Source organism: uncultured Dokdonia sp. (assembly GCF_947496725.1).
Taxonomy (GTDB): Bacteria; Bacteroidota; Bacteroidia; order Flavobacteriales; family Flavobacteriaceae; genus Dokdonia.
On the sequence record NZ_CANMDS010000001.1, the window covers coordinates 215,734 to 241,953 of the forward strand.

Below are 26,220 nucleotides of genomic sequence, written 5' to 3' on the forward strand. Positions count from 1 at the left end.
TAAGAATTGACTGCTGGGAGTTAATTTAATTTAGATAATATTAACAATTGGGTATTACGCTTTCGCGAAAGCATAAATATATCATTGCTTTGTAAATCTATAAGTAAACTCTCTCTCGTTATTTCCTAACTGTCCATCCCAGCCCTCATAACCTATCACGATAGTCATATCAAATACGGTATCATCTATTAAGTTTACTTGTCCAAAGGACGTATCACTTGGCCCTGTAAGAATATGAAAAGTAGAGTCTCTACAAAAGCCGTTATATGATCCATAAATTTTTGGATAAATAGATGTTCCAGCAATAGTTAATTCTAACGCATCTGTATATAATGGCATAGTGCGTACATTAGGCATAGTCGTACTAGATATTGTAATAAAACCTTGTTTAGGAACTCCATCGGCATCATCTCCACCTATTATTTCATAAAAATAGGTGCCTGTAAAATCTGCATCAGGGATGGGTTCTATCACATTAATCACATAACGATATGGGGATTTAAAAAAACAAAAATCTGTAAGTATAGAAGCAGAGCCACTATCATTACTATAACTACGACCGTCTGTTAAGAAAACCTCTAGCCTTACCTCAAACTGATCTCCAGGCTCTATATTATCCAGATCTAAACTATGTGCATTTATCATCTCCTCATAGCTTACCTCAATGATATCTCTAGGCAAACCAAAGGGTCCAGCAGTAAAACTCGACGCTTCAATATCTGACAGTATAACCTCTGCTGTACTATCGTTGCCATTAGACAAATCTCGGTCTATAAACTTCGTGTATACACGCACAAAATCTAATAGAGCTCCGTCTTCTTCATCTTGCTCCTCTACCTCTACCGCAAATGTGCTGGTAAGATCTCCATCTACAAAATTCTTTTCTATACGATTGATGTTTCTCAACACAGCACCACGTTCTATTCCCTCAGTAACAACCTCTATCGCTTTTTCATCATCACTACAAGCTGTTAAAATGCCTACTAAGATTATAAAATATATTTTTTTCATAATTTATTGTTTTGTAAATCTATATCTAGATGGTGCGGTGTTAAATCCACAACCTCCATCAAAGTTAAGGTAGCCCTCAACAAACCAGAGTTCAAAAACAGTATCATCTACAATATCTGCACTCCCATTTTCTATATCAGGTCCTAGCAAAATAGGCGCCGTAGAGGTACAATACCCTTCTGGTGAAGACAGCTGGTTTTTACCAAAAACAATCTCATCTCCCACTACATTAAACTCCCATCTTCGTTTTTGCTCTATTCCTCTATGATACCTCCAGTGCCAGGCATAAAATTGTCTTGTGGTATTAGACCGCCCTTTTGTAATTTCTACCGTATAGCAATCTACAAAGGTTTCTCCATCTGGACCGGGTCCATCCATTATAGACTCTACGGCATACACCCCCGTATATGCCGTGTCATCTATGGGTGATACTACATTAATAGTATAAAGAAATGGGGAACTATAGAACGTATCATAAGCGATTATTATAGAGCTAGAAGTGCCCGTGGTAAAATTTCTACCATCGGTAAGTTTTAAATTAAGCCTGTATATAAATTGATCTTTTACAGCAACATCGCTAAGCTGTAAGTCTACAAAGGAAAGTGCCTCTTGAAATGATATATTAAGTTCATATCGAGGTAAACCAAATTCGCCTTCATAAAAATCTGAAGCCGGTATGACATCATATAATACCTCTTGTGTAGAAAGTGCCTCTGTGACCGAAGTACTACCTATATACTGTATATAAACCTCAACCTCATCTAGCAAGTCTCCATCTTCAAGATCTTGCTCTTCAATTACAACGTGAAAATCACTTTGTACATCTGTAATTAAGTAGTCATTATTTATGTACTCCTGCGTTCTTAAAACAGCCCCTCTTGTAATCTCCTCTGCAATAGTTTCGGTAGAGACGATATCTCCCTCATCACAAGATGTGATAATAATAAGTAATACAAGTAGTAATAGTTTTTTCATTTAGTAAAGCATTATTTTGATACTATAAAACTAAACGTAAAATATTCATTTATAGGTGCAACCGATAAGAGTTAACCCATTCTTAAGAAGAATTACCCTCTCTACTCTGTAGATGCGCCCAGTCTATTTTTTACATACTCTATTTCTGTCTTACCGTGTGGTTGGGGCTTACCTTCTTCATCTAGCCCTACCATAACAATACGTTCTATAGTAATAATAGTCTCTCGTGTCATTTTATTTCTCACCTCACACTTAAGAGTAACAGATGCTGTCCCAAACTTAGTAGCCTCAAGACCTATCTCAATAATGTCACCTTTTTTTGCGCTTGCGCGAAAATCTATCTCACTCATATACTTTGTGACAGATCGAGGGTTTTCTATCTGAATTATAGTATATAATGCAGCTTCTTCATCTATCCACTCTAACAACCTTCCTCCAAACAAAGTTCCATTTGGGTTTAAGTCTTCTGGTTTAATCCATTTGCGTGTGTGAAAATTCATAGGTTTTTCTTTTTATATTTTAATCTACTCGTATAAAACTAAGATAAAATGGAACTTAAAGACCTAGCATCTTCAAGACTTTTAAAACGCTCGTGAGACACTTCTATATCTACCTGCTCGTGAGCCCAAGTAGTATGAAAAGGAATATGCACCGCATAACTACCTACCTCAAGCACTGGCAACACATCAGACTTTAAAGAGTTCCCCACCATTAGAAATGAAGTAGGGTCTATATCTAGATGTTTTATAAGCTTTAGATAATTTGCCGGTTGTTTATCAGACATTACCTCTATGTGGTGAAAATATTTTGACAGACCAGATTTCTCGAGCTTACGTTCTTGATCTAGTAAATCACCTTTAGTAGCAACTACAAGCTTGTAATGCTTTGATAGCTCCTCTAGCACCTCTTCTATATGCGGTAGTAAGGTAACAGGCGCGTTGAGCATATCCTTACCTAGATCTATAATATCGCCTATAATGGCATTAGAAACTTTTCCATCAGACACCTCTTGCGCACATTCTATTAGTGATAATGTAAAAGGCTTGATACCATAACCATATAGTGCTAGGTTGCGCATCTCCATTTCAAAAAGACGCTTCTGGCAATTATCGTAGTCTATATAATCACTTAACAGTTCACAAAAAGTATGTTCTGCATCTCTAAAGAAAGTTTCGTTTACCCATAGAGTATCGTCTGCATCAAAAGCAATAGTCTTTATATTCTTCATTATATTACAATCATCTTAGTGACTATAAAAGTACAGAATACAAGGAGAAAATCTCCTAAAACTACAATACTAGACTCGCAAAAAACGACGCAATAAACCTTCTTAAATTATGATATTGATAATGACAAATAAAAGCTAGCGCTTCTATCCCTTGTAGTTGTCATCCCAGTCTTTAACCTTAGGATCACCTAGTTTATCTACAGACTTTGCAACTACCATAGATACCGCAGCATCTCCAGTCACATTTACTACTGTACGACACATATCAAGAGGTCTATCTACCGCAAAAATAAGTGCAAGTCCTGCCTCAGGTATTCCTGCATAACCTAGCACACCCACAAGCATTACCATACCCGCACCAGGTACTGCAGCACTACCTATAGAAGCTAGTGTTGCTGTTGCAATAATACCCAGTTGTGTACCCAGTGTAAGATCCATACCAAAAGCTTGTGCTATAAATACTGCCGCTACTGCTTGATATAAACTGGTACCATCCATATTGATAGTCGCTCCTACAGGTAAGACAAAACTAGCCACCTCTTCCTCTACACCTAGGTGTTCGGTAACTCGCTCCATTGTTACTGGTAATGTAGCAGCACTAGAACTTGTTGAGAATGCTAATAATTGTGCTGGAGAAATACCATTAAGAAATGATGCTGGACTTCTTTTTGTAAAGATGATAACGATGAGCATATAAACACCTATCATACACAATAGACCAAGTACAACCGTAAATGCATACCAGCCCAGGGCTTTAAAAAGATCTGCATTAGGCGACTCTACCACAAGGGCTGCAAGAAGTGCAAACACACCGTAGGGTGCTGCGAGCATAATGAGATCTACCATTTTAAGTATCACTTCATTTACACCATCAAAAAAACTTTTTACCGTCTTACTCTTTTCTTCTGGTATTAAAATAAGCCCTATACCAAAGAACACTGCAAAAAAGATTACCTGTAGCATATTACGATTACTAGTCGCTGCCGAAAATATATTTTGTGGTACAAGGTCTTCAAGAGCCTGCAATGGTCCTGTTTCTTTTTGTGCCTTTGCAGTTTCTTTGTATTTATTTGTGCTATCTGTATAACCATCTACAAGCTCTGTACGCGTCTCGTCTGAGATAGATTTACCAGGAGATACAATATTTACTAAAACAAGCCCTATAGACACTGCAATAACCGTAGTGACAACATACGTCCCTATGGTACGTCCTCCCATCTGTGAGAGCTTAGATATATCTTTAAGATCTGACACTCCTTTGATGAGTGCGGCAAGTATTAATGGTATTGCAATTAACTTTAAAGAGTTAATAAAGATGGTTCCAAAGGGTTTTATCCAGTCACTTACAAAGTCTTTTCCCCACTCAAAATTTGTCATAATGAGAGCAAAAACAACTCCTAAAACCATTCCTATTAATATTCTCCAGTGTAACGCAAGTTTTTTCATAAAGGTCTTAATATTTACTAGGCACGACGTAAAGCCACGCTATATCGATATAGTTTATACAAAAGCCTACTTTTTAGTAAGTGAGCTTTTTATTGAATAAATAAATTATGCTACAATCTAACAGATTTATCTCGTAGTACAAAATCTGCAATCACAAGTGCTGCCATTGCTTCTACTATAGGCACCGCTCTAGGGACTACACAAGGATCGTGACGCCCTTTACCTTGCATCTCTACAGTTTCTCCGGCGGCATTAATCGTTTCTTGCTTTTGCATCACCGTTGCTACCGGCTTAAACGCTACTTTAAAGTAAATATCCATCCCGTTTGAGATACCGCCTTGCACGCCACCACTAAGATTGGTCTTTGTAGTACCGTCATTATTAAAATGGTCGTTATGATCTGAGCCCTTCATCTTTGCTCCCTCAAAACCGCTTCCATACTCAAAGCCTTTTACAGCATTTATAGAAAGCATAGCCTTACCTAACTCTGCGTGTAGTTTATCAAACACAGGCTCTCCTAACCCTATAGGTACGTTTTGTATCACACAGGTTATAACACCTCCTATGGTATCACCTTGCTTTTTTATTACTTTAATTTTTTCTTCACACGCTTTCGCGAAAGCGGGATCAGCACATCTTACATCATTTTTTTCAATCTCATTAAAGTCAAGTTCTTGATATGGAGTATCCATAGATAAATCTCCTACCGCACTTGTAAATGCGTGAAAGGTAATGCCTTGTAAAAATTGCTTTGCAATCGCCCCAGCTACTACTCTACTCGCAGTCTCTCTAGCCGAAGATCTTCCACCACCACGATAATCGCGATTACCATACTTTTTATCATACGTATAGTCTGCGTGGCTTGGTCTATAGGTGTCTTTTATATGCCCGTAATCTTTAGACTTCTGATTTGTGTTTACAATTTGAAAACCTATAGGAGTCCCTGTAGTCTTTTCTTCAAAAATACCAGATAAAAAGTCTACCGTATCCGGTTCCTTACGCTGGGTTACAATTTTAGATTGTCCTGGTTTACGACGATCTAGATCTCTCTGTATTGCATCAAAATCTATCTCAAGACCTGCAGGACATCCATCTATGATTCCTCCTATTGCCTTACCGTGAGACTCGCCAAAAGTGGTGAGTTTAAATATCGTTCCGTAGGTATTACCAGCCATTGTACTTGTTTTCAACAAATGTAAATTGAAAAGCTCATAATCAAAAACTAATAACTCACTTAATGATTAATTAAAGTAGCTCTCAAATCATAACAAAAACTTTTAAACCACTTAACCCCTAATTAACCAACACAAAATGTTTTATAACAAACTTGCAATCAAAACGATACATTGAAGAGACCTGTAGAAATAGTTGTACTTTCAGACATACATTTAGGCACTTACGGCTGTCACGCTACAGAGGTTTTTCAATATCTAAACTCAATAAAACCAGAAATTCTTATCCTTAACGGTGATATTGTAGACATCTGGCAGTTTAGAAAACGGTTTTTCCCAAAAGAGCATCTTAAGGTTATTAAAAAAATCATCACACTCGCCTCAAAGGGTACACAGGTGTACTACATTACGGGTAATCACGATGAGATGCTTCGTAAATTTAGCGATGCTGTGATGGGTAATATCCATCTCATAGACAAGTTAGTACTTAACCTAGATGGTAAAAAAGCGTGGTTTTTTCACGGAGATGTTTTTGATGTCTCCATACAGCACACCAAGTGGATTGCAAAACTAGGCGGATGGGGTTACGACTTTTTAATACTCTTTAATAGGCTACTTAATAAATGGCTTGTAAAAATGGGAAGAGAGAAATACTCGCTCTCTAAAAAAATAAAGAATAGTGTAAAAGGAGCTGTTAAGTTTATAAATGATTTTGAAAACACAGCTACAGATCTGGCTATAGAAAACAAGTTTGATTATGTAATATGTGGTCACATACACCAGCCTGCTATACGTAAGGTTAAAAATCATAAAGGAAGTACCTTATACCTAAATAGTGGAGACTGGATTGAAAACCTTACATACCTTGAATATCACGATAAAGAGTGGAGTCTCAAAAACTATAGAGCTGAGTTTGATAAAACCTCTTACATTGAAGAAACCTTAGACCCTATGTATGATCTTAGCGCGTTGTTGCCTAATGTCTTAAAATAGCAGCAAGGCTTTGTTTACTATATTTGTTTTAAAGCAAATAAGTACATTATGAAATTTTACACACTACTCGCCTTATCCCTTTTTATAACCTTAGCAAGTTGCAGTGACTCAGATGAGGATACTCAGAGCACTACAGATATGAGTGAGAGTGAGGACCAGATGGAAGATGCTCCGGTTTATAGCTACTACTCTTTAACCACTGGAGATAACTGGCAGTATGACGTTACCACAGATGATATGGACACTACACAAGACAATCTTGAGGTAATAGGACTTACCGAAATTAATGGAACAAGCTTTACAGATTTTGAGTCAAATGTAGATAGCGCAGGCTTTATTACAAATCTTATCGCTGCTGGTGGACTTGTAGAAAGTGAAGGTACCTTACGTTACTCTGGAGAAGTGACTATACCTCTAGATGAGACTAATAATATCTCGCTGCTTATACCAGTAATAAAATTATATGATCAATCCATTACGACAGCAGGCACGCAAGTAGATCAGATTACACAAACTATTACTCAAGAAATAGAAGGAATCCCTGTTACTATAGATGCACTTGTTACATCTACTAGTGGTAATACAATAGAAAATAGTAGTATAAATGGAGAGACATTCCCGCGTGTTCTGACAGCAACACTTACTATTAATGCTACTATAAGCGCATCTATACTAGGTGTACAAGTAACGCTTCTTGAGTCACAAGATGTTATCGTAACTACTAACACCTATGCTCAAAATATTGGTCTTGTAAATTCTGATCTAGATTTTCAATATGAATTTGAGGACTTAAGCAGCTTTGGTGTAACGCTCCCATTCCCTGAGAGTGCTTCTAGTTTTACTAATCAAGTGATTACTACCTATGATGTCGCTGGTGATGATTAAATAAGCGCTTGTCTTAAAACTGTAACAGGATGTAAAGCTACACGTTGTGTACCATCCTTTATTTGGTGTCTACAGCTAGTCCCGTTTGCAACTATAACAGTGTCGTTACTTGCCCTACGCACTGCGGGAAATAAGGTTTGCTCACCTACCTTCATACTCACTTCATAATGCTCCTTCTCATACCCGAAGCTGCCCGCCATACCGCAGCAGCCAGATGGTATAATGGTAGGCACATAGTTTACCGGTAAATTAAGTATTGCAAATGTGTGTGATACAGATGAGAGTGCCTTTTGATGGCAATGCCCGTGTATTTTGAGTTTTTTCGCTTTCGCGGAAAACTGCTCTGCGGTAATTACTCCTTTTTTAATTTCATTATGTAAAAACTCTTCTATAAGAAAAGCCTTTGCAGCTATTTGTTTTGCTATCTCTACGTCATCTGCCAGTCGAATATATTCATCTCTAAACGTAAGCAACGCCGAAGGTTCTATACCCACTATGACAGTTTGATCCCCAATATCTTTAAACGCCGCAATATTTTTATTTGCCAAAACTTTTGCTTCATCTAAGAATCCCTTTGAGATGTAAGAACGACCACTATCGTGGTTTGTAATTACCTGCAAGTCGTATCCAAGATTAGTTAAAAGTACAACTGCATCTTGCGCTATTGATCCATCTAGATATTGAGAGAATTCATCTATATAAAGAACAACTTTAGTTTTGGATATAGCTGGAGTACTTAAATTAGTGTAGCTAGCTACATTACTTTCTTGAGGATTTAAAAATACCTCAAGTTTAGGCAAACTACGCTTTTTTGCTATACCTAAAGTGGCTTTTGCAATACCACCAGTTACCGCTAGCATTGTATTATAAAACCTAGGAGCTGCAGCTCCTAACTTATTAATTTTTGTGTTATGCGCAAATAATTTGGTGCGTAAACTACTCCCATTAGATTTTTGATATTGATACTCAAACTCTGCTTTGAGCGTAGCAACATCTACATTACTTGGACACTCACTTGCACACGCTTTGCAACTAAGGCATAAGTCAAAAACATCCTTAAGTTCCTTGTGATTATACTTATTTGCCTTTTCTGAAGTTGTTAAAAACTCACGTAAGGTATTGGCCCTCGCTCTAGTTGTATCTTTCTCATCACGAGTCGCACGATAACTAGGGCACATAGCACCTCCAGCGCTAGGCATCTTTCTACAATCACCACTACCATTACATTTTTCGGCTAGGCGTAGTATTCCTTGATTGTCATTAAAATTTAATAGCGTCTCTACCTCTGGTTCTTGACGACCAACTTCATAGCGTAAATTTTGATCCATAGGGAAAGCATCTATTATCTTTCCGGCATTAAAAATATGATGAGGGTCAAAAGCACTCTTAACTGCTTTCATCATCTCATAATTTTTTTTACCCACCATAAGTGGTATGAACTCTGCACGTACAATACCATCACCGTGCTCACCACTCATTGAGCCATTATATTTTTTAACCAGATGCGCTACATCTGTAGTAATCTGTCTAAAGAGCGATACATCTTCCTTTTTCTTTAAATCAAGTATAGGTCGTAAATGCAACTCTCCAGCGCCCGCGTGTGCATAATACACAGCATCTTGCTCATAACGGTCCATAATAGCTGTAAACTCGTCTATATAAGCCGCAAGATCCTCTAGAGCCACTGCCGTGTCTTCTATGCAAGCTACTGCCTTCTTATCTCCTATTATATTTCCTAAGAGACCCAGGCCTGCTTTGCGCAACTCCATAGCTTGAGCTATTTCTGCTCCTTCCAGTATTGGAAAGGCATAACCTATTTGCTCCTTTTGTAAATCTGTAATAACAGCACTTGCTTGTGCTCTTGCACCTTCTAGTGTATGGTCACAAACTTCTAGCATTAATATTGCTGCCGGATCACCGTCTACAAAAAATCTATTTTTGAGCTGATCACGATTGTTTTTTGTGCAGTCTAAAATCACTTTATCCATCATCTCACAGGTAAAGAGATTATGACGCATAGCCGGCACAACAGCTTTAAGACAACTAGTTAAATCCTCAAAATGCGCGGCTACAAGTACATTATATGCTGGAGGTAACTCGTCAAGTTGTAAAGTGATTTCTGTAGTAAAAGCAAGCGTACCCTCACTTCCTGCGAGTAAACTACACATATTAAAATCTTTTCCACTTACGTGAAAAGGGTTCATTTGTGCCAAGTAATCTAGGGCATAGCCCGTATTTCTTCTATGTATCTCTGGTTTTGGAAAATGCGCTACTATTTCAGCTCTTGATTCCTCGTCTTTTAGTGATGTATAAATTGTGTTGTATATACTCCCTTCTAAGGTGTTATGTGTTAACTTTTCGCGAAAGCGTACTTCATCTAAATTTTCAAAAGTAGCCTCACTACCATCAGATAAAATCGTTTTAAGTTTTACCGTCTTATCTCTGGTCACACCGTACTGAATACTAGTGGTTCCGGAAGAGTTATTACCCACCATACCCCCTATCATACAGCGGTTTGCAGTAGATGTATTAGGTCCAAAAAACAAGCCGTGAGGCTTTAAAAATAAATTAAGCTCATCGCGTATCACTCCGGGCTGTACAACAACCTGTTTTTTTTCTTTATCAAAAGAGATGATGTTTGTAAAGTGTTTTGACACATCTACCACAATCCCATCTCCCACACACTGTCCCGCTAGGGATGTTCCTGCGGTGCGCGGTATGAGTGTGATGTTATTTTGTAAAGCAAACTCACATAAAACTTTAATATCCTGCCCTGTTTTAGGAAGAGCAACAGCTAGCGGAATTTTACGATATACAGATGCATCTGTCGCATAAATAGTTTTATGTAGATTATCGTAGTGAAGTTCTCCTTCTAATTGAGTCTGTAATTTTTTTAATAATATTTTCACGGGGATAAAAATAGATAAAATTTTATGCAGTCGTTAACGTTATAGAGGTGGTGTTCTTAATAATTTTACACTTAAAATAAATAACTATGAAACATACAATATATACCCTACTTCTCTTTATAGGAATTAGCGTAACGGCTATAGGGCAAGAAATCTCTCCAAATGCTATAGGTTTAAGACTAGGCGATAATAATGGTTTTAGCACAGAAGTAAATTACCAGCGAGCACTAAGTGAGAATAATAGACTAGAGTTAGGCCTCTCGTGGAGAACGGGTAATAACTTTGATGCTATAAAAGGTACAGGTATTTATCAGTGGGTATGGAATATAGATGGTGGCTTAAACTGGTATGCCGGAGCAGGTGCATCTGTAGGGTCTTTTGATGTAGATGAAGATTTTCCTGGATTTGATAATAACGACAGTGAGTTTTTTCTCAATGCAGCTGGTGATATCGGGATTGAATATAGGTTTGACTTCCCACTACTACTCTCTCTAGATTTTAGACCAGAGATAGCAATACTTAATGACTTTGATGATAGTCTTGAGTTTGATGTAGCACTAGGTATAAGATACCTTTTTTAAGAGGAATCTAAGCTTTTACTAAAGCTCTTTCATATAACTCCTCATAAAGCGGTACAATGTTTTGAATATCAAACTTGGCCGCTTCTTTTTTGGCATTAGTTTTAAATTCTTCAAGAATCTTATCGTCCTCAAGTATGCGTATAGCATTTTGAGCCATATCTGCAATGTTCCCTACGTTACTTAAATAACCTGTTACACCATCTACATTTACTTCTGGTATACCACCGGCATTACTTGATATAACTGGTACACGGTTTACCATAGCCTCTAGCGCTGCAAGCCCAAAACTCTCTGCCTCAGAAGGCAGTAAGAAGAGATCAGAAAAGCAAAGTATTTTATCTATCTCATTACTATTACCTAAAAATCGTACTTTCTCCTCTATACCTAGTTCTCTCACGCGCTGCTCTGCCGCTTCACGTTCTGGCCCCTCACCTACCATAAGAAGCTTAGAAGGAATCTCAAGTTGTAATCGATAAAACACCTCAATAACATCAGAGATACGTTTTACCTTTCTAAAGTTACTTATGTGAGTTACTATGCGCTCATCTTCATTTGCCATAAGGCTGCGCTGGCAGTCTGTAAATGTATCATCTACAGCAGTGTAGTCTATAAAGTTAGGTACTACATCTATTTCTTTTGTGATATCAAATAAGCGTAGCGTATCCTGCTTTAAACTTTCTGAAACAGAGGTAACAACATCACTATTATTAATACTAAAACTTACTGCTGGTCTATAAAAAGGGTGACTCCCCACAAGAGTTATATCTGTACCGTGAAGTGTGGTTACCATAGGCACTTCTATTCCCTCTTGCTTGAGCATTTCTTTTGCCATATAACCGGCATATGCGTGTGGTATTGCATAGTGCACGTGTAAGATATCAATGCTCTCTTTTTTTATAATACGTACTAGCTTACTAGACAAAGCAAGCTCGTAAGGTTGATAATGAAATAGCGCATAGTCTGGTACATTTACCTCGTGAAAATGAATATTGTCATTAAGCAATGCAAGTCTCACTGGCTGCTTGTAAGTAACAAAGTGTACCTCGTGACCTCTTTTTGACAAAGCGATTCCAAGTTCGGTTGCTACTACACCACTTCCTCCAAAGGTTGGGTAACAGACAATTGCAATTTTCATAGTACGGTTTTTTGGGTTGTTTCTTTTACGCTTTCGCGAAAGCGGACTCATACACTTTATAAGTAGTACAAGTAGCTCATAGCCTTACAAATTTAATCAATTAAAGATTGATAAATCACCTCTTGAATGGTGGTTCTCAATCCTGATTTTATAAGTGCTCTATTGTCCATAGTAGGAAATGTTCTGTTAGATAAGAACACGTAAACTAACTCATTTTCTGGGTCTGCCCAAGTGTAAGTCCCTGTAAAACCGCTATGTCCAAAACTCGTCATAGGCACACAACCGCAAGTAGGGCCTCCACCACTAAGTTGTGGTTTATCAAAGCCTACACCTCTGCGCACTTTATTATCACAATAATTACAGGTGTTAAAGCGGTCCATTGTTTCTTTTGAGAAATAGCGTTTGCCTCCATAATAACCATCTTGAAGATACATTTGCATTAACTTGGCAACATCATTTGAGTTTGAAAACAACCCGGCGTGGCCACCCATATTGCTTTGCATCGCTGCTCCCATATCGTGTACATATCCTTGTACTTTCTGGTTGCGCCAGTAGGTATCATTTTCTGAGGGTACAATCATTTCTTTTTTAAACTTTCTAAGGGGTCTGTAGCCGGTGTAATTTGCACCAAGCGCATTATAAAAATGACTGCTTGTAATTGCATCAAGATTTTGCCCATAGTAATCTTCTAGAAATTTTTTCATCAGATAATAAGGCAAGTCGCTATACTTATAAGATAAGCGAGAGCGCAAGTCACTGTCTGCTATTTTCTTTATGATGGTATCTGTATATCCAGTGCGCAGATACATCTTCTCTGCCACCTTAATGTTATAATTAGGCGAGTATGAGGTACTGTAGTAATCATCTAGCGGTTTTTTTGTAACCGAGTCTAGCGTGCTCACGTAAAACGGAATCCACGCCTTGAATCTACCATAATGAGAAAGGGCCTTCTTAAGTGTTATGTTTGCTTTATTACTACCCTTTAGTTCTGGTATAAGCGTACCTAACTTATCTTCTAGATCGATACTTCCCTCGCTCTCAAGCTCCATTAACAGCGGTAATGAGGCAAGAATTTTTGTCATAGAGGCGATGTCATACATACTCTCTGGACGTACAGGTTGTTTTTTATTATAGGTGTGATAACCAAAACTTTTATCATATATCACCTTTCCCCTGCGCGCTACAAGTACCTGTGCTCCAGGCATCATTGCTCTTTTAATACCTAGATTAACAAGAGAGTCTATCTTAATATTGAGCGTGTCTGAGTCTACACCTACCTCTTCTGGTATACCGTAAGACATTCTTCTTAAGGTTCCAGACTGTAAGCCTGTGCGTATAGGTGTCTCACCTAGCGATACGGGTAATCTTCCTTTACTGGGGATTGCTCCAAAAATGAGCTGTGCACTTTTTTCTTGTGCTAGTTTACTGTTCTGGTAACTATGTATTATCGCTTCTATATCTTGTGTGTCTTGCAAGTCTAGCATTGCATACGGACGCACAAAAAGATCTAGTACTACCGTTTTAGTTTTGGCTATCTCCTTAATCCAGCGTATGTTTTCTTTTGTAAACTTATAGGACTTCCAAGGGTTTACATTAGATCTGTGGAAACCAATAATCACATAGTTGAAATCGGCTAGTTTTTCTTGAGTTGCCTCTAGGGTTTTTGTAGTAATATTTTCAATAGAAGCATACTTACGTAGTTGCTGTTTAAAAGCCGAACCGTCATCATCACCAAGACCTACATAAGCTATCTTTTTCTGATCAATATTTGTAACTGGGATAACGTTATTATTGTTTTTTGTAACAGTAATTGCATTTTCGATTGCCTCGCTATATACGATATCGTCGTATCTAGAATTCAGGTCATTTACTAGATTTTTAGTTGAGACAGGCTTATGGTTGTGTAAGCCTACTTTGTATTTGGCATATAGTATCTTCTTAACAGAATGGGCTAACCGCTCTTCTGTAATCTCACCTTGTTGTAATGCATTTAAAATTTTGGCGGAAGCCGAAGGAACATTTTCACTTATGAGTAAGATATCATTACCTGCCTTAAAGGCTGCAAGATCAATATCTCCAGGTTCTTTAAAGTTTGCAGCGCCTTTCATATTAAGGGCATCTGTAAATATTAAACCGTGAAAGAGGTAATCTTCCTTGAGCATTTTTGTAACCACCGTAGGTGATATACTTGTGGGTACACCTTCTTCTGGCACAAGTGCTGGTACATTGAGGTGTGCTACCATAATGCTGGCAATACCATTTTCTATAATAGGTTTATAGGGATACATCTCTACACTCTGAAGTCGCTCTTTTGTAAAATTGAGAGTAGGGAGCGTTTTATGACTGTCTTTATCTGTATCTCCGTGACCAGGAAAATGCTTTGCACTGCCTAAGACACCCGCCTCTTGCATTCCTTCCATAAAGGCAATTGCCTTTTCTGTAACATTTATTTTATCTTCTCCAAAAGAGCGGTTACCTATAATAGGATTTGCAGGGTTGATATTTATATCTACTACAGGAGCAAAGTTAATGTGTACACCAAGACGCTTTGAGTGCTCGCCTATGCGTCTCCCCACCTTCTTTACAATATTATTATTTTGTATGGCACCTAGTGTCATATTCCAAGGGAAAGCATATGTGCTATCTAGTCGCATTGCAAGTCCCCACTCTGCATCCATACCCACGAGGAGTTTTGTTTTTGACATTGCTTGAAACTCATTATTGAGTTTTGCCTGTCGCATAGGGCCACCTTTAGAGAATATGAGACCGCCTATGTGCTCTTCTTTAATGAGCTTTTTGATTTTATCTATCTTGACCTGAGGGTCACTTGAGAATATGTCAACCATAAATAGTTGACCTATGCGCTCCTTTGGAGTCATTTGTTGATAAACAGAATCAACCCAAGCGCGCTGTGCCACAATATCCTTTGCATATAAAGGATATTGCTCTTGACCGTAAGCAAAAGTCGTAATTAAAAGAAATAATAGTATGGTGAGATTGCGTGTAAACGCCATATAGTCTAAGTTTTTAAGTTGTCGTGTAGAAATCAAAAATAACGCCAAGGAGTGCTTTCTAATTACTAATATAAAAATAGGAGGTTTATTGTAACCCTGTTCTTAAAAATTAGAAATCTTAACAACATCTTATGAACTAAGAGAGACTAGCTATTTTCCTTTTTTAAGAAAGCGAGAATGCCAGCTATCTTTTGCAGCAATCTCCCAGTTTACTTTATACTCACCTACAGTAGCTACTAGATTATTAAACACTATAGTGTTCTTGCCTACTGCACCGTCTTTGATCATTTTTTTAAAATCAAGAAGTGTTTTATAATGTATGCGATCATTTTGATAATAAGTCACATTCATTTTATCAAGAAGATCTACACCTAGCTCCTCTTGTAATGATATAATAAATCGCACCTGGCTATCTATAGAGCATCCACTAGCGGCAGCTTCTGTTTGATCAAGGCCTATGGCTATAAAACGATTATATTTTATTTCAAAACCTGCCTTAAGACTTGCTCCGTGAGCTGTCCAGCCGGTTAAAAAAGTACTCAAATCTTTTTCTAGTTGAGCTACTTGCTCATCTGTAAATTTTTGATCAGACTGGTATAACCAGATTCTTGATGTGTCTGAAAGTGAATTAAAATCTACAAGCATATATTCTATTTTAAAAGTAAAAAAAAGCGGATGTTACATCCGCTTAAAATAAACTAAAACTATCGTACTTAAGGTATCGATATGTGAGTCTAACAATGATTATAAGGAGTAAAATACTACCAGGTGTCGATATGATATGAATGACTTTATCAAACAAATTTACCTTCTGACCAGGCTTATCCTTATCACCCATAGTCTCTACAATTCTTCTGCAGAGGCAATCATCTCTGCAACATCCATTACCTCGATGCTACCTTCCTTTTCTTTATTCTTAACACCATCTGTCATCATTGTGTTACAAAAAGGACATCCTGCTGCTATCACGTCTGGCTTCACCTCTAGTGCTTGCTCTGTACGCTCTATGTTTACATCTTTATTACCTGGTTCTGGCTCTTTGAACATTTGTGCTCCACCAGCTCCACAACATAAACCATTAGTCTTACACTTGCGCATTTCTACAAGCTCTACATCAAGTTTACGTAGTAATTCTCTAGGAGCTTCGTACACACCATTTGCACGTCCTAAATAGCAAGGATCGTGGAAGGTGATACGCTTTCCTTTAAACTTACCTCCCTCTACTGTAAGACGACCGTCATCAAGTAGTGATTTTAAGAATTGTGTATGATGTACCACTTCATAGTTTCCTCCTAGTGATGGATACTCATTTTTAAGTGTATTAAAACAGTGCGGGCAAGCCGTTACTATTTTTTTTACTTCATAACCATTAAGCACTTCAATATTTGTAACTGCCTGCATCTGGAACAAGAATTCATTTCCTGCTCTTTTTGCTGGATCTCCAGTACAACTTTCTTCTGCGCCTAAAACTGCAAAATCTACGTTTGCTTTATTTAATATACGAGCAAATGCTTTTGTAATTTTCTTTGCTCTGTCATCAAAACTCCCTGCACAACCTACCCAAAAGAGTACTTCTGGCTGCTTTCCTTGCGCCAGATATTCGGCCATTGTGGGTACTTTAAGTGTCTCACTCATATGCGTATATTACTATGTAATCTAATTATAATTTAATCTTCAAAGACCTCTATGGTCACATTCTTTTCTACTAGGTCTGTAAATTTACCTTTGTAGCGTGTTGCTTTTACTAGGTGATTATCTACCCAGTGATAATTTCCTCCTCTAGGTTTCCCCATTAAAAGGCTATGAAATTTAAACCCGTGACGGTTTAACCATTCTGTTGTTACATCTCTATGCTCTTCTGTTCTTGAAGTAAAGAAACAGATTATGTGCCCCTCATCATACCACTTGTTAAGCGTTTTTAATGCATCTGGAAAAGGCTCACAAGTACCCATACGCTCTGGCTCCTCATTTGGAACATCTTCTGTAATTGTACCATCTATATCTATAAGATAATTTTTAACACCTTCTGGAAGTACTGGACTTACGTGCTCTCCATCTTCTAACTTCTCGCTTAATAGCTTGTCTACGTCTTCTTTATTCATTGGTATCGTTTAGGTTTTTAAAATCTTCTTTACTAAATCTTACGTAGAGCGCCAGTCTATGCTCTCCAGGTTTTTTATATCTAGGGTTGTGACGCTCTATCATAGATTGTCGCATTGCCTCATCTCTTAATACTTGCATCTGGGGTTTTGTACACCAATCACAAAATATTTTTCTTACTGTAATGCTATCTATTTGTAACTGTGGCCCTACGAAGAGACGTGTGTACATTTTAAATTGTAAACTATCAATTTTATAATTTTTTGTAGGGGTTTGCGCTTTCGCGAAAGCGAAAAACAACAATCCTACTATTATAAAAATGTTACCCCTCATTAATCCAGTTACCTCTGTCTAATTGATTAAACGGCCACGGTGCTCCGTTATTTTCTATATTAGACATTGCATTATTTAAATCTGTAGGTGCTGCACTTTCTTCCATCACCATATAACGTCTCATATCTACAATGATACTCAATGGATCAATACCTATAGGACAAGCCTCAACACAAGCATTACACGTAGTACAGGCCCAAAGCTCCTCTTTTGTGATATAATCATCTAGCAATTGCTTGTTATCTGGTACAAATACACCGTTATTGCTGTCTATATTTTTACCAACTTCTTCAAGACGATCACGAGTATCCATCATAATCTTACGAGGGCTTAGTTTTTTTCCTGTTTGGTTTGCAGGGCACTCACTCGTACAACGTCCACACTCTGTACAACTGTAAGAGTTCATAAGTTGTACCCAGTTAAGATCTGTCACATCACTTGCTCCAAATTTTCCTACCTCTGCCTCTTCTGCTCCTTCTGGTGGTGCGGCAAATGGGTCTGCATTAGGATCCATCATAAGCATTACCTCATCTGTAACAGCTTGTAGATTATTAAACTCACCTTGTGGTTTAAGCTTTGCATACCAAGTGTTTGGGAATGCAAGTAAGATGTGTAAGTGTTTTGAGTAGTATAGGTAATTTAAGAAAACTAATATTCCTAAGATGTGTATCCACCAGGCAGCGCGCTCTACGATTATAAGAGCACTCTCAGACATTCCTTCAAAAAGTGGTGTTATGAAACTACTTATAGGGAAAGAGCCCATTATACTACCATCTGCAGATGCATAGTGAGCAGCTCCCATAGTTTGTAATTGTAAGTCGGCAGCATTCATTGTGAGGAAAAGCCCCATTAATACTACTTCAAAATAGAGTATGATATTACCATCAGACTTAGGCCATCCCTTCATCTCTGGTTTTAAGAATCGCTGTATTTTAATCACATTACGACGTAACCAGAAAATGATTACAGCTACAAGTACTAAAAATGCAAGAATCTCAAAGCTACCTATAAGAAAATCATATAACCCTCCTAAGAAGCTAAATACTCTGTGTGTACCAAAAAGACCATCTATAATGATCTCAAGGACTTCTATGTTTATAATGATAAAACCTACGTAAACAACAACGTGTAGAATACCAGATACTGGTCTTTTTACCATCTTGTACTGGCCTAAGGCAATCTTTGCCATATTCTTCCAGCGCTGTGGCTTGTTATCAGAACGATCTACATCTTTTCCCAGATTTATATTACGGGAAAGCTTTTTAATGTTTTTTACAAAGAAACCAACCCCAAGAACTAGGGCTACAAGGAAAATAAAATTTTGAATGTATTGCATAAAATTCGTTAGTTAAGCTCGCGCCTACTGTAACGAATCTTTAGGCGGAGTGTACGCTCCCGGTTTTTTACCAAAAAGCGAAAAATGAACATATCTCTTAGGGTTGAGCTTCATATCCTGAAGTAAGTCCCCCATCTGATTTGCTGTACGATCCAAATTTAAGTAAAGTTGCTCATCATTCAAAAGTTTACCTACGGTTCCTTCTGGAGAATTTAACTTATTAGAGATTTCTTGAAAATCTGCTATAGTCTTTTCTAAATCTGCAACCATTGTCCCCATTTGTATCTGCGACAACGAATCTGATAATGTTGCAAAATTACCACTCATTTTGTCAAGATTTGCTATGGTACGGTCTAATTTTACTTGGTTTTCTGATAATAAGGCATTTACAGACCCAGATATTCCTTTAAGCTCTCTAGAAGCTGTTGTAAAGTTTGCAATCGCGTCTCTTAAGTTTGCTCTTGTATCTCTATCTAGTACAGAATTTACGTTTACCAGAAGAGAATCTGTGTCACCTATTACCTTCTCAACTTGATTTTGTAATGGCGTAAGGCGCTCGTTTACTAGCTCCATAATACCCTCACCCATCTCACCTGGTAATGTATCTCCAGTTTTTGCATTTTGACCCTTCTCATAATTAGGAACTATCGCTAGTGACTTACCTCCTATTAATCCTCCACCGTAGACTCTAGCAAGACTCTGGTTTGAAAACTCAAAATCTTTCTCAACCACAAACTTTACGACAAGCTTACCAGAACTGTCTGCAAAGTCTATAGATAGTACTCTACCTACTGGCAACCCATTAATAGTCACCTGTGATGAAGGTGCAAGACCTTCTACGTTATCATATTTTGCGTAGAGAATTTTACTCTTATCTAGTAGATTATTTCCTTTAAGATAATTGTAGCCAAAAATAAGTAACAGCAATGCTGCAATTACTAGTATGGCGGTTTTGATTTCTTTAGACATTAATTGAGATGATGGTTATAAAAACAAATGTAGGTGAATTGTTAAAGGTCTACCTTACAGATAAGACTAATTTAACACTTGCTTAAGCTGTAACTTGTTGTCACTTTTATCAAAAGGTACAATAAAAGCTTCCTTATACCCCTTTGCTTTTGCATCTTTTAAAAATCTTCTAGCCAGTGTATAATCTGAGGTTGCTTCATAAAAATATTTATAAAGCCTCCCATCTTTAATTCGGCTCACATTCTTAAGTCCCTTAAAATTGTAAGATTTAGTCTCAAGCTTGCGCTTACTTGCCGCTAGCTGTACTTTAAAAGTAACATCTATATAAACCTTAGATTTTTCAACACGCACAGGTTCATTAACCACAGGTGCATCTGCCGCTACGGTAATACTTTCTGTCGCTTGTATAGCCTTCTTATAATTAGTCACCGCGGTACTTATGGCCTTTGCCATCTTGACTCTCCCCGCGTTTGAGTTTAAAAATCTTCCCTCTTCATTGTTAGTAAGAAAGCCAGTCTCTACAAGTACGCTAGGCATTACAGACCTGTGCAGTACCCAGAAAGGGCCTTGCTTTACACCTCTACTACTTCTTCTCACGGCACTTGTAAATTCTTTTTCTATAAAACTCGCTAGATTTAAACTCTGGTCAAGATACTCCTCTTGCATAAGCTCTAGCCCTATCATTGTTTCTGGTTTATTAGGATCAAAGCCAGCATAGCGCTCTTCATAATTATCTTCAAGAAGGATTACCGCATTTTCCTTTTTGGCAATGCGCATATTTTTTTCATTCTTATCGATACCCATTACAAACGTCTCTGTACCCTTTGCCTGGCTAGAGTGCGAGTTACAGTGTACACTTATAAAGAGATCTGCATTTGCTTCGTTTGCGATATCTGCTCTGGTTGCTAGTGGTATAAAGACATCCTTCTTTCTAGTATAGATAACTTCTACGTCTTTTTGCTTTTCAAGTTCGGCACCTACGGCTAATACAATGTCTAGCGCAATATTTTTTTCATAATACCCGTTTCCACGGTTTCCGCTATCGTCACCACCGTGACCGGCATCAAGCACGACCTTAAATTTCTTACTGGTTGAGGATGATTGCGCTTTCGCGAAAGCGCCATTAAGACAACTCCACACGAGTAGCCCAATTGTTAAATAAATCTTAAATGTGTCTTTTTTACGCATCCTTTGTATCAAATCTTACTCTTTTAAGCGTTAGGTATAAAATTAAACTCGTTTACTGATGTAACGTGCTGAATACGGGTGTTATTTTCAAAAAATATTTTCTAAGGCAAAAGCCGAAAAAAATATACGTAATTTTGGCACTTTAATTGATTGATATTCGCACAAAAATAGGCTAATCCCATTGCAAACAAAAACTGGACTCCTTCTTATTATCTGCTCACTTTGCTTGCTGCCGCTTCTTACAGTAAATGCTCAGGACGTTCCATCCAAGAATGATGCCAGACGTGTACCGCCTCAAGACACCACGCTTATGCAGAGTGCTACAGAAGGCTTTAAGACGCTAAAAGCTCCTGTAGACACATTAACTACAAAAAACATTAGCGTAGAGGAGCTACTTATAAAACCTCAAGACTCTGTAAAGAAAAAACCAGAAACACTTACAGATAAGGTAACCTATAAAGCTACAGACTACCAGCGCATCTCACAGCGCAAAAAGAAAATATACCTATATAACGAGGCAGAGATTCTTTATGAGGATATGAAAATTAATGCCGGAGAGATCATACTTGACTATGAGTCTAACACGGTGTTTGCAAAAGGTATTAAAGACTCTGCTGGTAATTATTCTCAAATACCGGTCTTTATACAAGGCGTAAATGAGGTACAACCAGACTCTATAAAATTTAATTTTGACACACAGCGCGCCCTCATCTATGGCTCACGCGTAGAAGGTGCTGGAGGGCAACAAATAAACCTCAAAGCCGAACGTAGTAAACGTGTAAACGACTCTGTGGTGTTTATGAGTAATGTAAAGATCACCACCTCAGAAGATCTAGACAATCCAGAATATTACTTTTATGCTAGGCGTGTAAAGTTTGTACCTGGTAAAAAGCTAGTTGCGGGTCTTACTAATATGTACATCGCAGATGTGCCTACACCCATCGGGATTCCTTTTGCTTTTTTCCCTATGGAAAAAGAGCGTAGTGTGTCTGGCTTTATTGTACCTGGTGTGGGTGAGAGTAATGAGCGTGGCTACTCTGTAACAGATGGTGGTTACTACTTCTCACTAAGCGATTATTTTAATCTTGCGCTTACAGGAGATTATTATACTAATGGTAGTTATGCCATACGAGCAGATACAGAATATAAACTGCGTTATAAATTTAACGGTCGTTTTAGTTTTAGCTCTGAGCGCATCCTTTTTAGTGAGCGAGGCTTACCAGACTTTTCTGAAACAAACACCTATAACATACGCTGGAACCACTCTCAAGACACAAAATCTAGTCCTAACAGTAGGTTTTCTGCCTCTGTAAACTTAGGTAGTAGTAACTTTTATAGACAATCGTTAAGTCAGGCAAACACGGGTAACTTTTTAAATAACAACTTTAGTTCTTCTGTGTCTTACTCACGTACCTTCCCAGGTACGGTACCTGTAAACCTTACGGTAGCAGCAACACACTCTCAAAACTCACAGACAGAGCAAATTACGATGTCGCTACCTACCACACAGCTTAACGTAGATAGAATCTACCCCTTTGCAGGTAAGTCTGGGTCCAAAAAAGGGCTTATTAAAAATGTAAATCTGAGCTATGCCCTACGAGCAGATAACCGTTTTAACACTACAGATGATGAATTTTTCACCTCAGAGATGTTTGAGAGCGCTCAGACAGGTATAAGACACAGCATCCCAATCTCTACTAACTTTAAACTCTTTAACTACATAAGTGCCTCAGTAAATGGTAACTTTGAAGAGAGCTGGGTTTTTAAAACTATAGATCAGAGTTTTGATCAAGACACAAAAACAGTGGTACGCGATACCGTAAATGGTTTTGATGCCTACCGTACTTATAGAGGTGGTGTAAGCCTAGGGACAACTGTATATGGTACTTTTAACTTTAAAGAAGGTAGTAAAATACAAACCATACGCCACGTGGTACGTCCTTCTATAGGGTGGTCATACACTCCTGCCTTTAGCCAGTTTTATGACACCTATGAGCGCAATGACCCTAACGACCCATTGAGTGACGTTTTTGATGAGACTGTTGAGTACTCACGTTTTGATGGAGGTTTTTTTGGAGCACCTAGTAACCAGGTGTCTAACTCACTTTCTTTTAGTCTAGCAAATACACTTGAGGCTAAAGTGAGAAGCAAAGACAGCACAGCTACAGAGCCCCGTAAAATCAATCTTATAAACAACCTTAACATAAGGACCTCTTATAATTTTGCCGCAGAAAGTCTCAGGCTTTCTCCTATAAATGTTAATGGCTCTATACCTATTATACAAGACAAGCTAGATATCAACTTTGGTGGAAATCTAGATATCTATGCGCTTAACAGTTCTAATCAAAGAATAGATAAGCTCAACATAAATAATGGTGGTAGCCTTTTTAGACTTACTTCTGGGCAAGCGAGTTTTGGTTACAGTTTTTCAAGTAGAGACTTTGAGAAAGGTGGTAAAAAAGATCCCGGTCGCAATACAGATCGTACAGAAAACTCAACCTTTGCTGGTGGTGGCCGTCCAGATGACTTACTGGGTCAAGGAGTAGATATTACCGGAAATAGAAATGCCGGAAGAGATGAACCAGATGAAGATGAGGAAGAAAAAGAAGTAGAATTCTACACCTTTAAAGTGCCGTGGAATTTACGTTTTGGCTATCAAGTAGGTTATGCAAATAATGCTAGACAAGACCAGATAAGCACCCACTCTATTGTAATAAGTGGTGATATAAAACTAGGCAACCGCTGGACCGTAGGAGGATCTACTGGGTATGACCTTGCAAACCCTGGTATTACATACACCTCACTTAACTTTGCAAGAGATCTTGAGAGTTGGAATATGCGCTTTAGCTGGGTACCACCTGTAAATAATGACCTGAGTAGAACCTCGTGGAATTTCTTTATTGGGATTACCGGTAACCTGCTTAGTGATATAAAATATGACAAACGCCGTACCCCAGACCAGCAATTATAATAGAGATAGTAGTAATTACGCTTTCGCGAAAGCATACTAAAAACCATACTAATGAAAAAAATAATCACAACTTCAAACGCCCCAGCACCTATAGGACCGTACAATCAAGCAACCCTTGTAAACGGAATGTTATATACTAGCGGACAGATTGCCATCATACCAGCAACTGGCGAATTTTTTAAAGGAAGTATAGAAGAGGAAACTGAGCTTGTAATGCAAAGTGTAAAAGCGATTCTTACCGAAGCGGGAATGACTTTTGAAAATGTGGTAAAGACTTCCATCTTTATAAGTGATATGGAAAACTTTGGGAAGATAAACAGTGTGTATGGTAAGTACTTTAACGAGGCAACAGCTCCTGCTAGAGAAACCGTAGAAGTGGCAAACCTACCTAAATACGTAAATGTAGAAATAAGCGTAATCGCCGCCGAATAATAGGTGTCTAGTCCTTAGTTCATAATCTTTACGAGCAGTTCTTTGAGTAAATCATTACTTGCAAAGGCACTTGCTCCTACTCCTTTACTTTTTACATCTACCTCTCTTATGAGGGCGATACAGGCGCTCACCTTTTTCATAGGGTAGTTACGAGCGGCGGTGATGTACTCACCTACAAAAAAGGGAGATACTCCTAGCGTTTTTGCCACTGTAGCTTTATCCTTTTGCGGTAAGCCGTGATATTTTAGTATACTTGAGAAAAGGCTAAAAAGTTGCCCCACGGTAAGTACTAGCGGGTTATCTTTTGGGTTTTGTGTAAAGTACTGTGCGATGCGCTGTGCTTTTACGACATCTTTTTCTGAGATAGCTTTACGAAGCTCAAAAATATTAAAGTCCTTACTTATACCTATGTTCTCCTCTATAGCCTTTGGGGTAATCTCACTCCCTTTAGGTAAAATAAGCATCAGTTTATTGAGCTCATTTACTACTTTACTTAAATCATTACCTAGGTAATCTACTAGCATTTGTGCTGCCTTAGGCTGTATGTGGTAGCCTTCATCTATTAGTACACGGCGCAGCCAGTCACCTACTTGGTTTTCATAAAGCTTCTTGCTTTCATAATGCACTCCGTGCGTTTTAAGTGCTTTTGAGAGTCCTTTGCGCTTGTCTAGTTTCTTATACTTATAAGCCACTACCAGCACTGTAGTAGGCTGCGGATTTTTTACATAATCTGCAAGCTTTTCTATTGTACGAGAGAGGTCTTGTGCTTCTTTTACAATCACCACCTGTCGCTCTGCCATCATAGGGTATCGCTTTGCATTGCTCACAATATCTTCTATAGAGACATCACGACCATAAAGTACTACTTGATTAAATCCTTTTTCGGCTTCATCAAGGAGGTTATGCTCTATGTAATCTGTGATTTGATCTATAAAATAGGGTTCCTCTCCACTTAAAAAATAGATAGGTTTTATGATCCCATTTTTAATATCGTCTACTATGTTTTTTGCGTGCTTCACCTTTGGCTTTTCCCGTAGAACTCGTACTATTGTGGTATGCAACAGCTCTCTTTTCCTGCATACTCCTTTAGGCTCAAAAATAGCGAAAACAAACCGTATATATTTGACCTCATACGCAAAAAATTCTTGGTATTAACTCCAGAAGAATGGGTGCGACAGCACGTACTACAATGGTTAACAAACGATAAGGGATATCCCATAAGTCTCATTAATGTAGAAAAAGAGATACGCGTAGGAAATACCCGTAAACGCTATGACATTGTGGTTTTTAAACCAGATGGATCTCTGTATATTATAGTAGAGTGCAAAGCGCCAAAGGTGCAAATCACTCAAGCTACTTTTGACCAGATAGCCAGGTATAATCTGGAGTTGCAAGCAGACCTGCTTATGGTTACAAATGGTCTCTCACATTACTATTGTAAAGTAGATGCTACCGCAGAGCGTTATGACTTTTTAAGAGAACTACCAGATTATAAATAACATAATGGACTTTATTGCGCTTTCGCGAAAGCGTATTAACATA

The 26,220-nt window shown here is 38.1% G+C and carries 23 protein-coding genes; 6 read left to right on the forward strand and 17 right to left on the reverse strand.

Features of this window, described 5'->3' with window-relative positions; all coding sequences use genetic code 11:
* Nucleotides 1–81 precede the first annotated feature (81 nt).
* From Q0948_RS00985 to aroC, 6 genes are all read right to left on the reverse strand, one after another.
* Nucleotides 82–1,011 carry a hypothetical protein gene (locus Q0948_RS00985; RefSeq protein ID WP_298348409.1) on the reverse strand — a complete coding sequence of 310 codons (930 nt, stop codon included), beginning with the start codon at nucleotides 1,009–1,011 and terminating at the stop codon, nucleotides 82–84.
* A gap of 3 nt (nucleotides 1,012–1,014) precedes the next feature.
* Nucleotides 1,015–1,986, reverse strand: coding sequence for a hypothetical protein (locus Q0948_RS00990; protein WP_298348407.1), 972 nt, complete (start codon nucleotides 1,984–1,986; stop codon nucleotides 1,015–1,017).
* Between the two features lie 101 nt (nucleotides 1,987–2,087).
* A complete protein-coding gene (locus Q0948_RS00995) occupies nucleotides 2,088–2,486 on the reverse strand; it encodes a hotdog domain-containing protein (protein ID WP_021778739.1) in 399 nt (132 codons plus the stop codon).
* Between the two features lie 38 nt (nucleotides 2,487–2,524).
* Nucleotides 2,525–3,214 (reverse strand): HAD family hydrolase, encoded by a 690-nt coding sequence (locus tag Q0948_RS01000; protein ID WP_021778738.1) that lies wholly within the window; start codon nucleotides 3,212–3,214, stop codon nucleotides 2,525–2,527.
* 144 nt (nucleotides 3,215–3,358) lie between these two features.
* Entirely contained in the window at nucleotides 3,359–4,660 is a 1,302-nt protein-coding gene (locus tag Q0948_RS01005; RefSeq protein ID WP_021778737.1) for a dicarboxylate/amino acid:cation symporter, read from the reverse strand.
* A gap of 110 nt (nucleotides 4,661–4,770) precedes the next feature.
* Entirely contained in the window at nucleotides 4,771–5,835 is a 1,065-nt protein-coding gene (aroC, locus tag Q0948_RS01010; RefSeq protein ID WP_298348797.1) for a chorismate synthase, read from the reverse strand.
* 171 nt (nucleotides 5,836–6,006) lie between these two features.
* Here aroC and Q0948_RS01015 point away from each other — a divergent pair, with 171 nt between their 5' ends.
* Complete coding sequence (locus Q0948_RS01015; RefSeq protein ID WP_298348400.1) at nucleotides 6,007–6,825, forward strand: UDP-2,3-diacylglucosamine diphosphatase; 819 nt, start codon at nucleotides 6,007–6,009, stop codon at nucleotides 6,823–6,825.
* Nucleotides 6,826–6,873: 48 nt separating this feature from the next.
* Entirely contained in the window at nucleotides 6,874–7,710 is an 837-nt protein-coding gene (locus Q0948_RS01020) for a hypothetical protein (protein WP_298348398.1), read from the forward strand.
* Here the strand turns inward: Q0948_RS01020 and Q0948_RS01025 are convergent.
* A complete protein-coding gene (locus Q0948_RS01025; RefSeq protein WP_298348396.1) occupies nucleotides 7,707–10,619 on the reverse strand; it encodes an FAD-binding and (Fe-S)-binding domain-containing protein in 2,913 nt (970 codons plus the stop codon). The two genes, Q0948_RS01020 and Q0948_RS01025, sit on opposite strands and share 4 nt — an antisense overlap.
* Nucleotides 10,620–10,705: 86 nt before the next feature.
* On the opposite strand from Q0948_RS01025, the gene Q0948_RS01030 reads away from it, so the two are divergent.
* Nucleotides 10,706–11,200, forward strand: coding sequence for a hypothetical protein (locus Q0948_RS01030; RefSeq protein WP_298348394.1), 495 nt, complete (start codon nucleotides 10,706–10,708; stop codon nucleotides 11,198–11,200).
* 7 nt (nucleotides 11,201–11,207) lie between these two features.
* Here Q0948_RS01030 and bshA read toward each other — a convergent pair whose 3' ends face one another.
* The 9 genes from bshA to Q0948_RS01075 all read right to left on the reverse strand — a co-directional run bounded on the left by bshA (nucleotide 11,208) and on the right by Q0948_RS01075 (nucleotide 21,275).
* Nucleotides 11,208–12,335, reverse strand: a complete 1,128-nt coding sequence (gene bshA / locus Q0948_RS01035) for an N-acetyl-alpha-D-glucosaminyl L-malate synthase BshA (protein WP_298348392.1) — start codon at nucleotides 12,333–12,335, stop codon at nucleotides 11,208–11,210.
* A 92-nt stretch (nucleotides 12,336–12,427) separates the two neighbouring features.
* Nucleotides 12,428–15,349: a glycoside hydrolase family 3 N-terminal domain-containing protein gene (locus tag Q0948_RS01040; RefSeq protein WP_298348390.1), complete on the reverse strand. Its 2,922-nt coding sequence runs from the start codon at nucleotides 15,347–15,349 to the stop codon at nucleotides 12,428–12,430.
* A gap of 150 nt (nucleotides 15,350–15,499) precedes the next feature.
* Entirely contained in the window at nucleotides 15,500–15,994 is a 495-nt protein-coding gene (locus Q0948_RS01045) for a hypothetical protein (RefSeq protein ID WP_035324540.1), read from the reverse strand.
* Nucleotides 15,995–16,192: 198 nt separating this feature from the next.
* Nucleotides 16,193–16,984, reverse strand: a complete 792-nt coding sequence (locus tag Q0948_RS01050) for a (Fe-S)-binding protein (protein WP_021778728.1) — start codon at nucleotides 16,982–16,984, stop codon at nucleotides 16,193–16,195.
* Nucleotides 16,985–17,016: 32 nt separating this feature from the next.
* Nucleotides 17,017–17,451, reverse strand: coding sequence for a phosphoheptose isomerase (locus Q0948_RS01055; protein WP_298348385.1), 435 nt, complete (start codon nucleotides 17,449–17,451; stop codon nucleotides 17,017–17,019).
* Complete coding sequence (locus tag Q0948_RS01060; protein WP_298348383.1) at nucleotides 17,444–17,782, reverse strand: hypothetical protein; 339 nt, start codon at nucleotides 17,780–17,782, stop codon at nucleotides 17,444–17,446. The genes Q0948_RS01055 and Q0948_RS01060 overlap by 8 nt, the downstream gene beginning before the upstream one ends.
* Complete coding sequence (locus tag Q0948_RS01065) at nucleotides 17,772–19,118, reverse strand: 4Fe-4S dicluster domain-containing protein (RefSeq protein WP_298348380.1); 1,347 nt, start codon at nucleotides 19,116–19,118, stop codon at nucleotides 17,772–17,774. Before Q0948_RS01065 ends, Q0948_RS01060 begins: the two co-directional genes overlap by 11 nt.
* A gap of 24 nt (nucleotides 19,119–19,142) precedes the next feature.
* Complete coding sequence (locus Q0948_RS01070; protein WP_298348378.1) at nucleotides 19,143–20,087, reverse strand: MlaD family protein; 945 nt, start codon at nucleotides 20,085–20,087, stop codon at nucleotides 19,143–19,145.
* A gap of 66 nt (nucleotides 20,088–20,153) precedes the next feature.
* Nucleotides 20,154–21,275: an N-acetylmuramoyl-L-alanine amidase gene (locus Q0948_RS01075; RefSeq protein WP_298348376.1), complete on the reverse strand. Its 1,122-nt coding sequence runs from the start codon at nucleotides 21,273–21,275 to the stop codon at nucleotides 20,154–20,156.
* Nucleotides 21,276–21,456: 181 nt separating this feature from the next.
* On the opposite strand from Q0948_RS01075, the gene Q0948_RS01080 reads away from it, so the two are divergent.
* Both Q0948_RS01080 and Q0948_RS01085 read left to right on the forward strand, forming a co-directional pair.
* The gene (locus Q0948_RS01080) at nucleotides 21,457–24,246 is read left to right on the forward strand and encodes a putative LPS assembly protein LptD (RefSeq protein WP_298348374.1); all 2,790 of its coding nucleotides are present in this window, start codon (nucleotides 21,457–21,459) and stop codon (nucleotides 24,244–24,246) included.
* Between the two features lie 51 nt (nucleotides 24,247–24,297).
* Nucleotides 24,298–24,678: a Rid family detoxifying hydrolase gene (locus Q0948_RS01085; protein WP_298348372.1), complete on the forward strand. Its 381-nt coding sequence runs from the start codon at nucleotides 24,298–24,300 to the stop codon at nucleotides 24,676–24,678.
* 14 nt (nucleotides 24,679–24,692) lie between these two features.
* Here the strand turns inward: Q0948_RS01085 and holA are convergent, their stop codons facing one another.
* Entirely contained in the window at nucleotides 24,693–25,697 is a 1,005-nt protein-coding gene (gene holA, locus Q0948_RS01090; RefSeq protein WP_298348370.1) for a DNA polymerase III subunit delta, read from the reverse strand.
* Between the two features lie 36 nt (nucleotides 25,698–25,733).
* Here holA and Q0948_RS01095 point away from each other — a divergent pair, with 36 nt between their 5' ends.
* Nucleotides 25,734–26,177 (forward strand): type I restriction enzyme HsdR N-terminal domain-containing protein, encoded by a 444-nt coding sequence (locus Q0948_RS01095; RefSeq protein WP_298348369.1) that lies wholly within the window; start codon nucleotides 25,734–25,736, stop codon nucleotides 26,175–26,177.
* Nucleotides 26,178–26,220 lie beyond the last annotated feature (43 nt).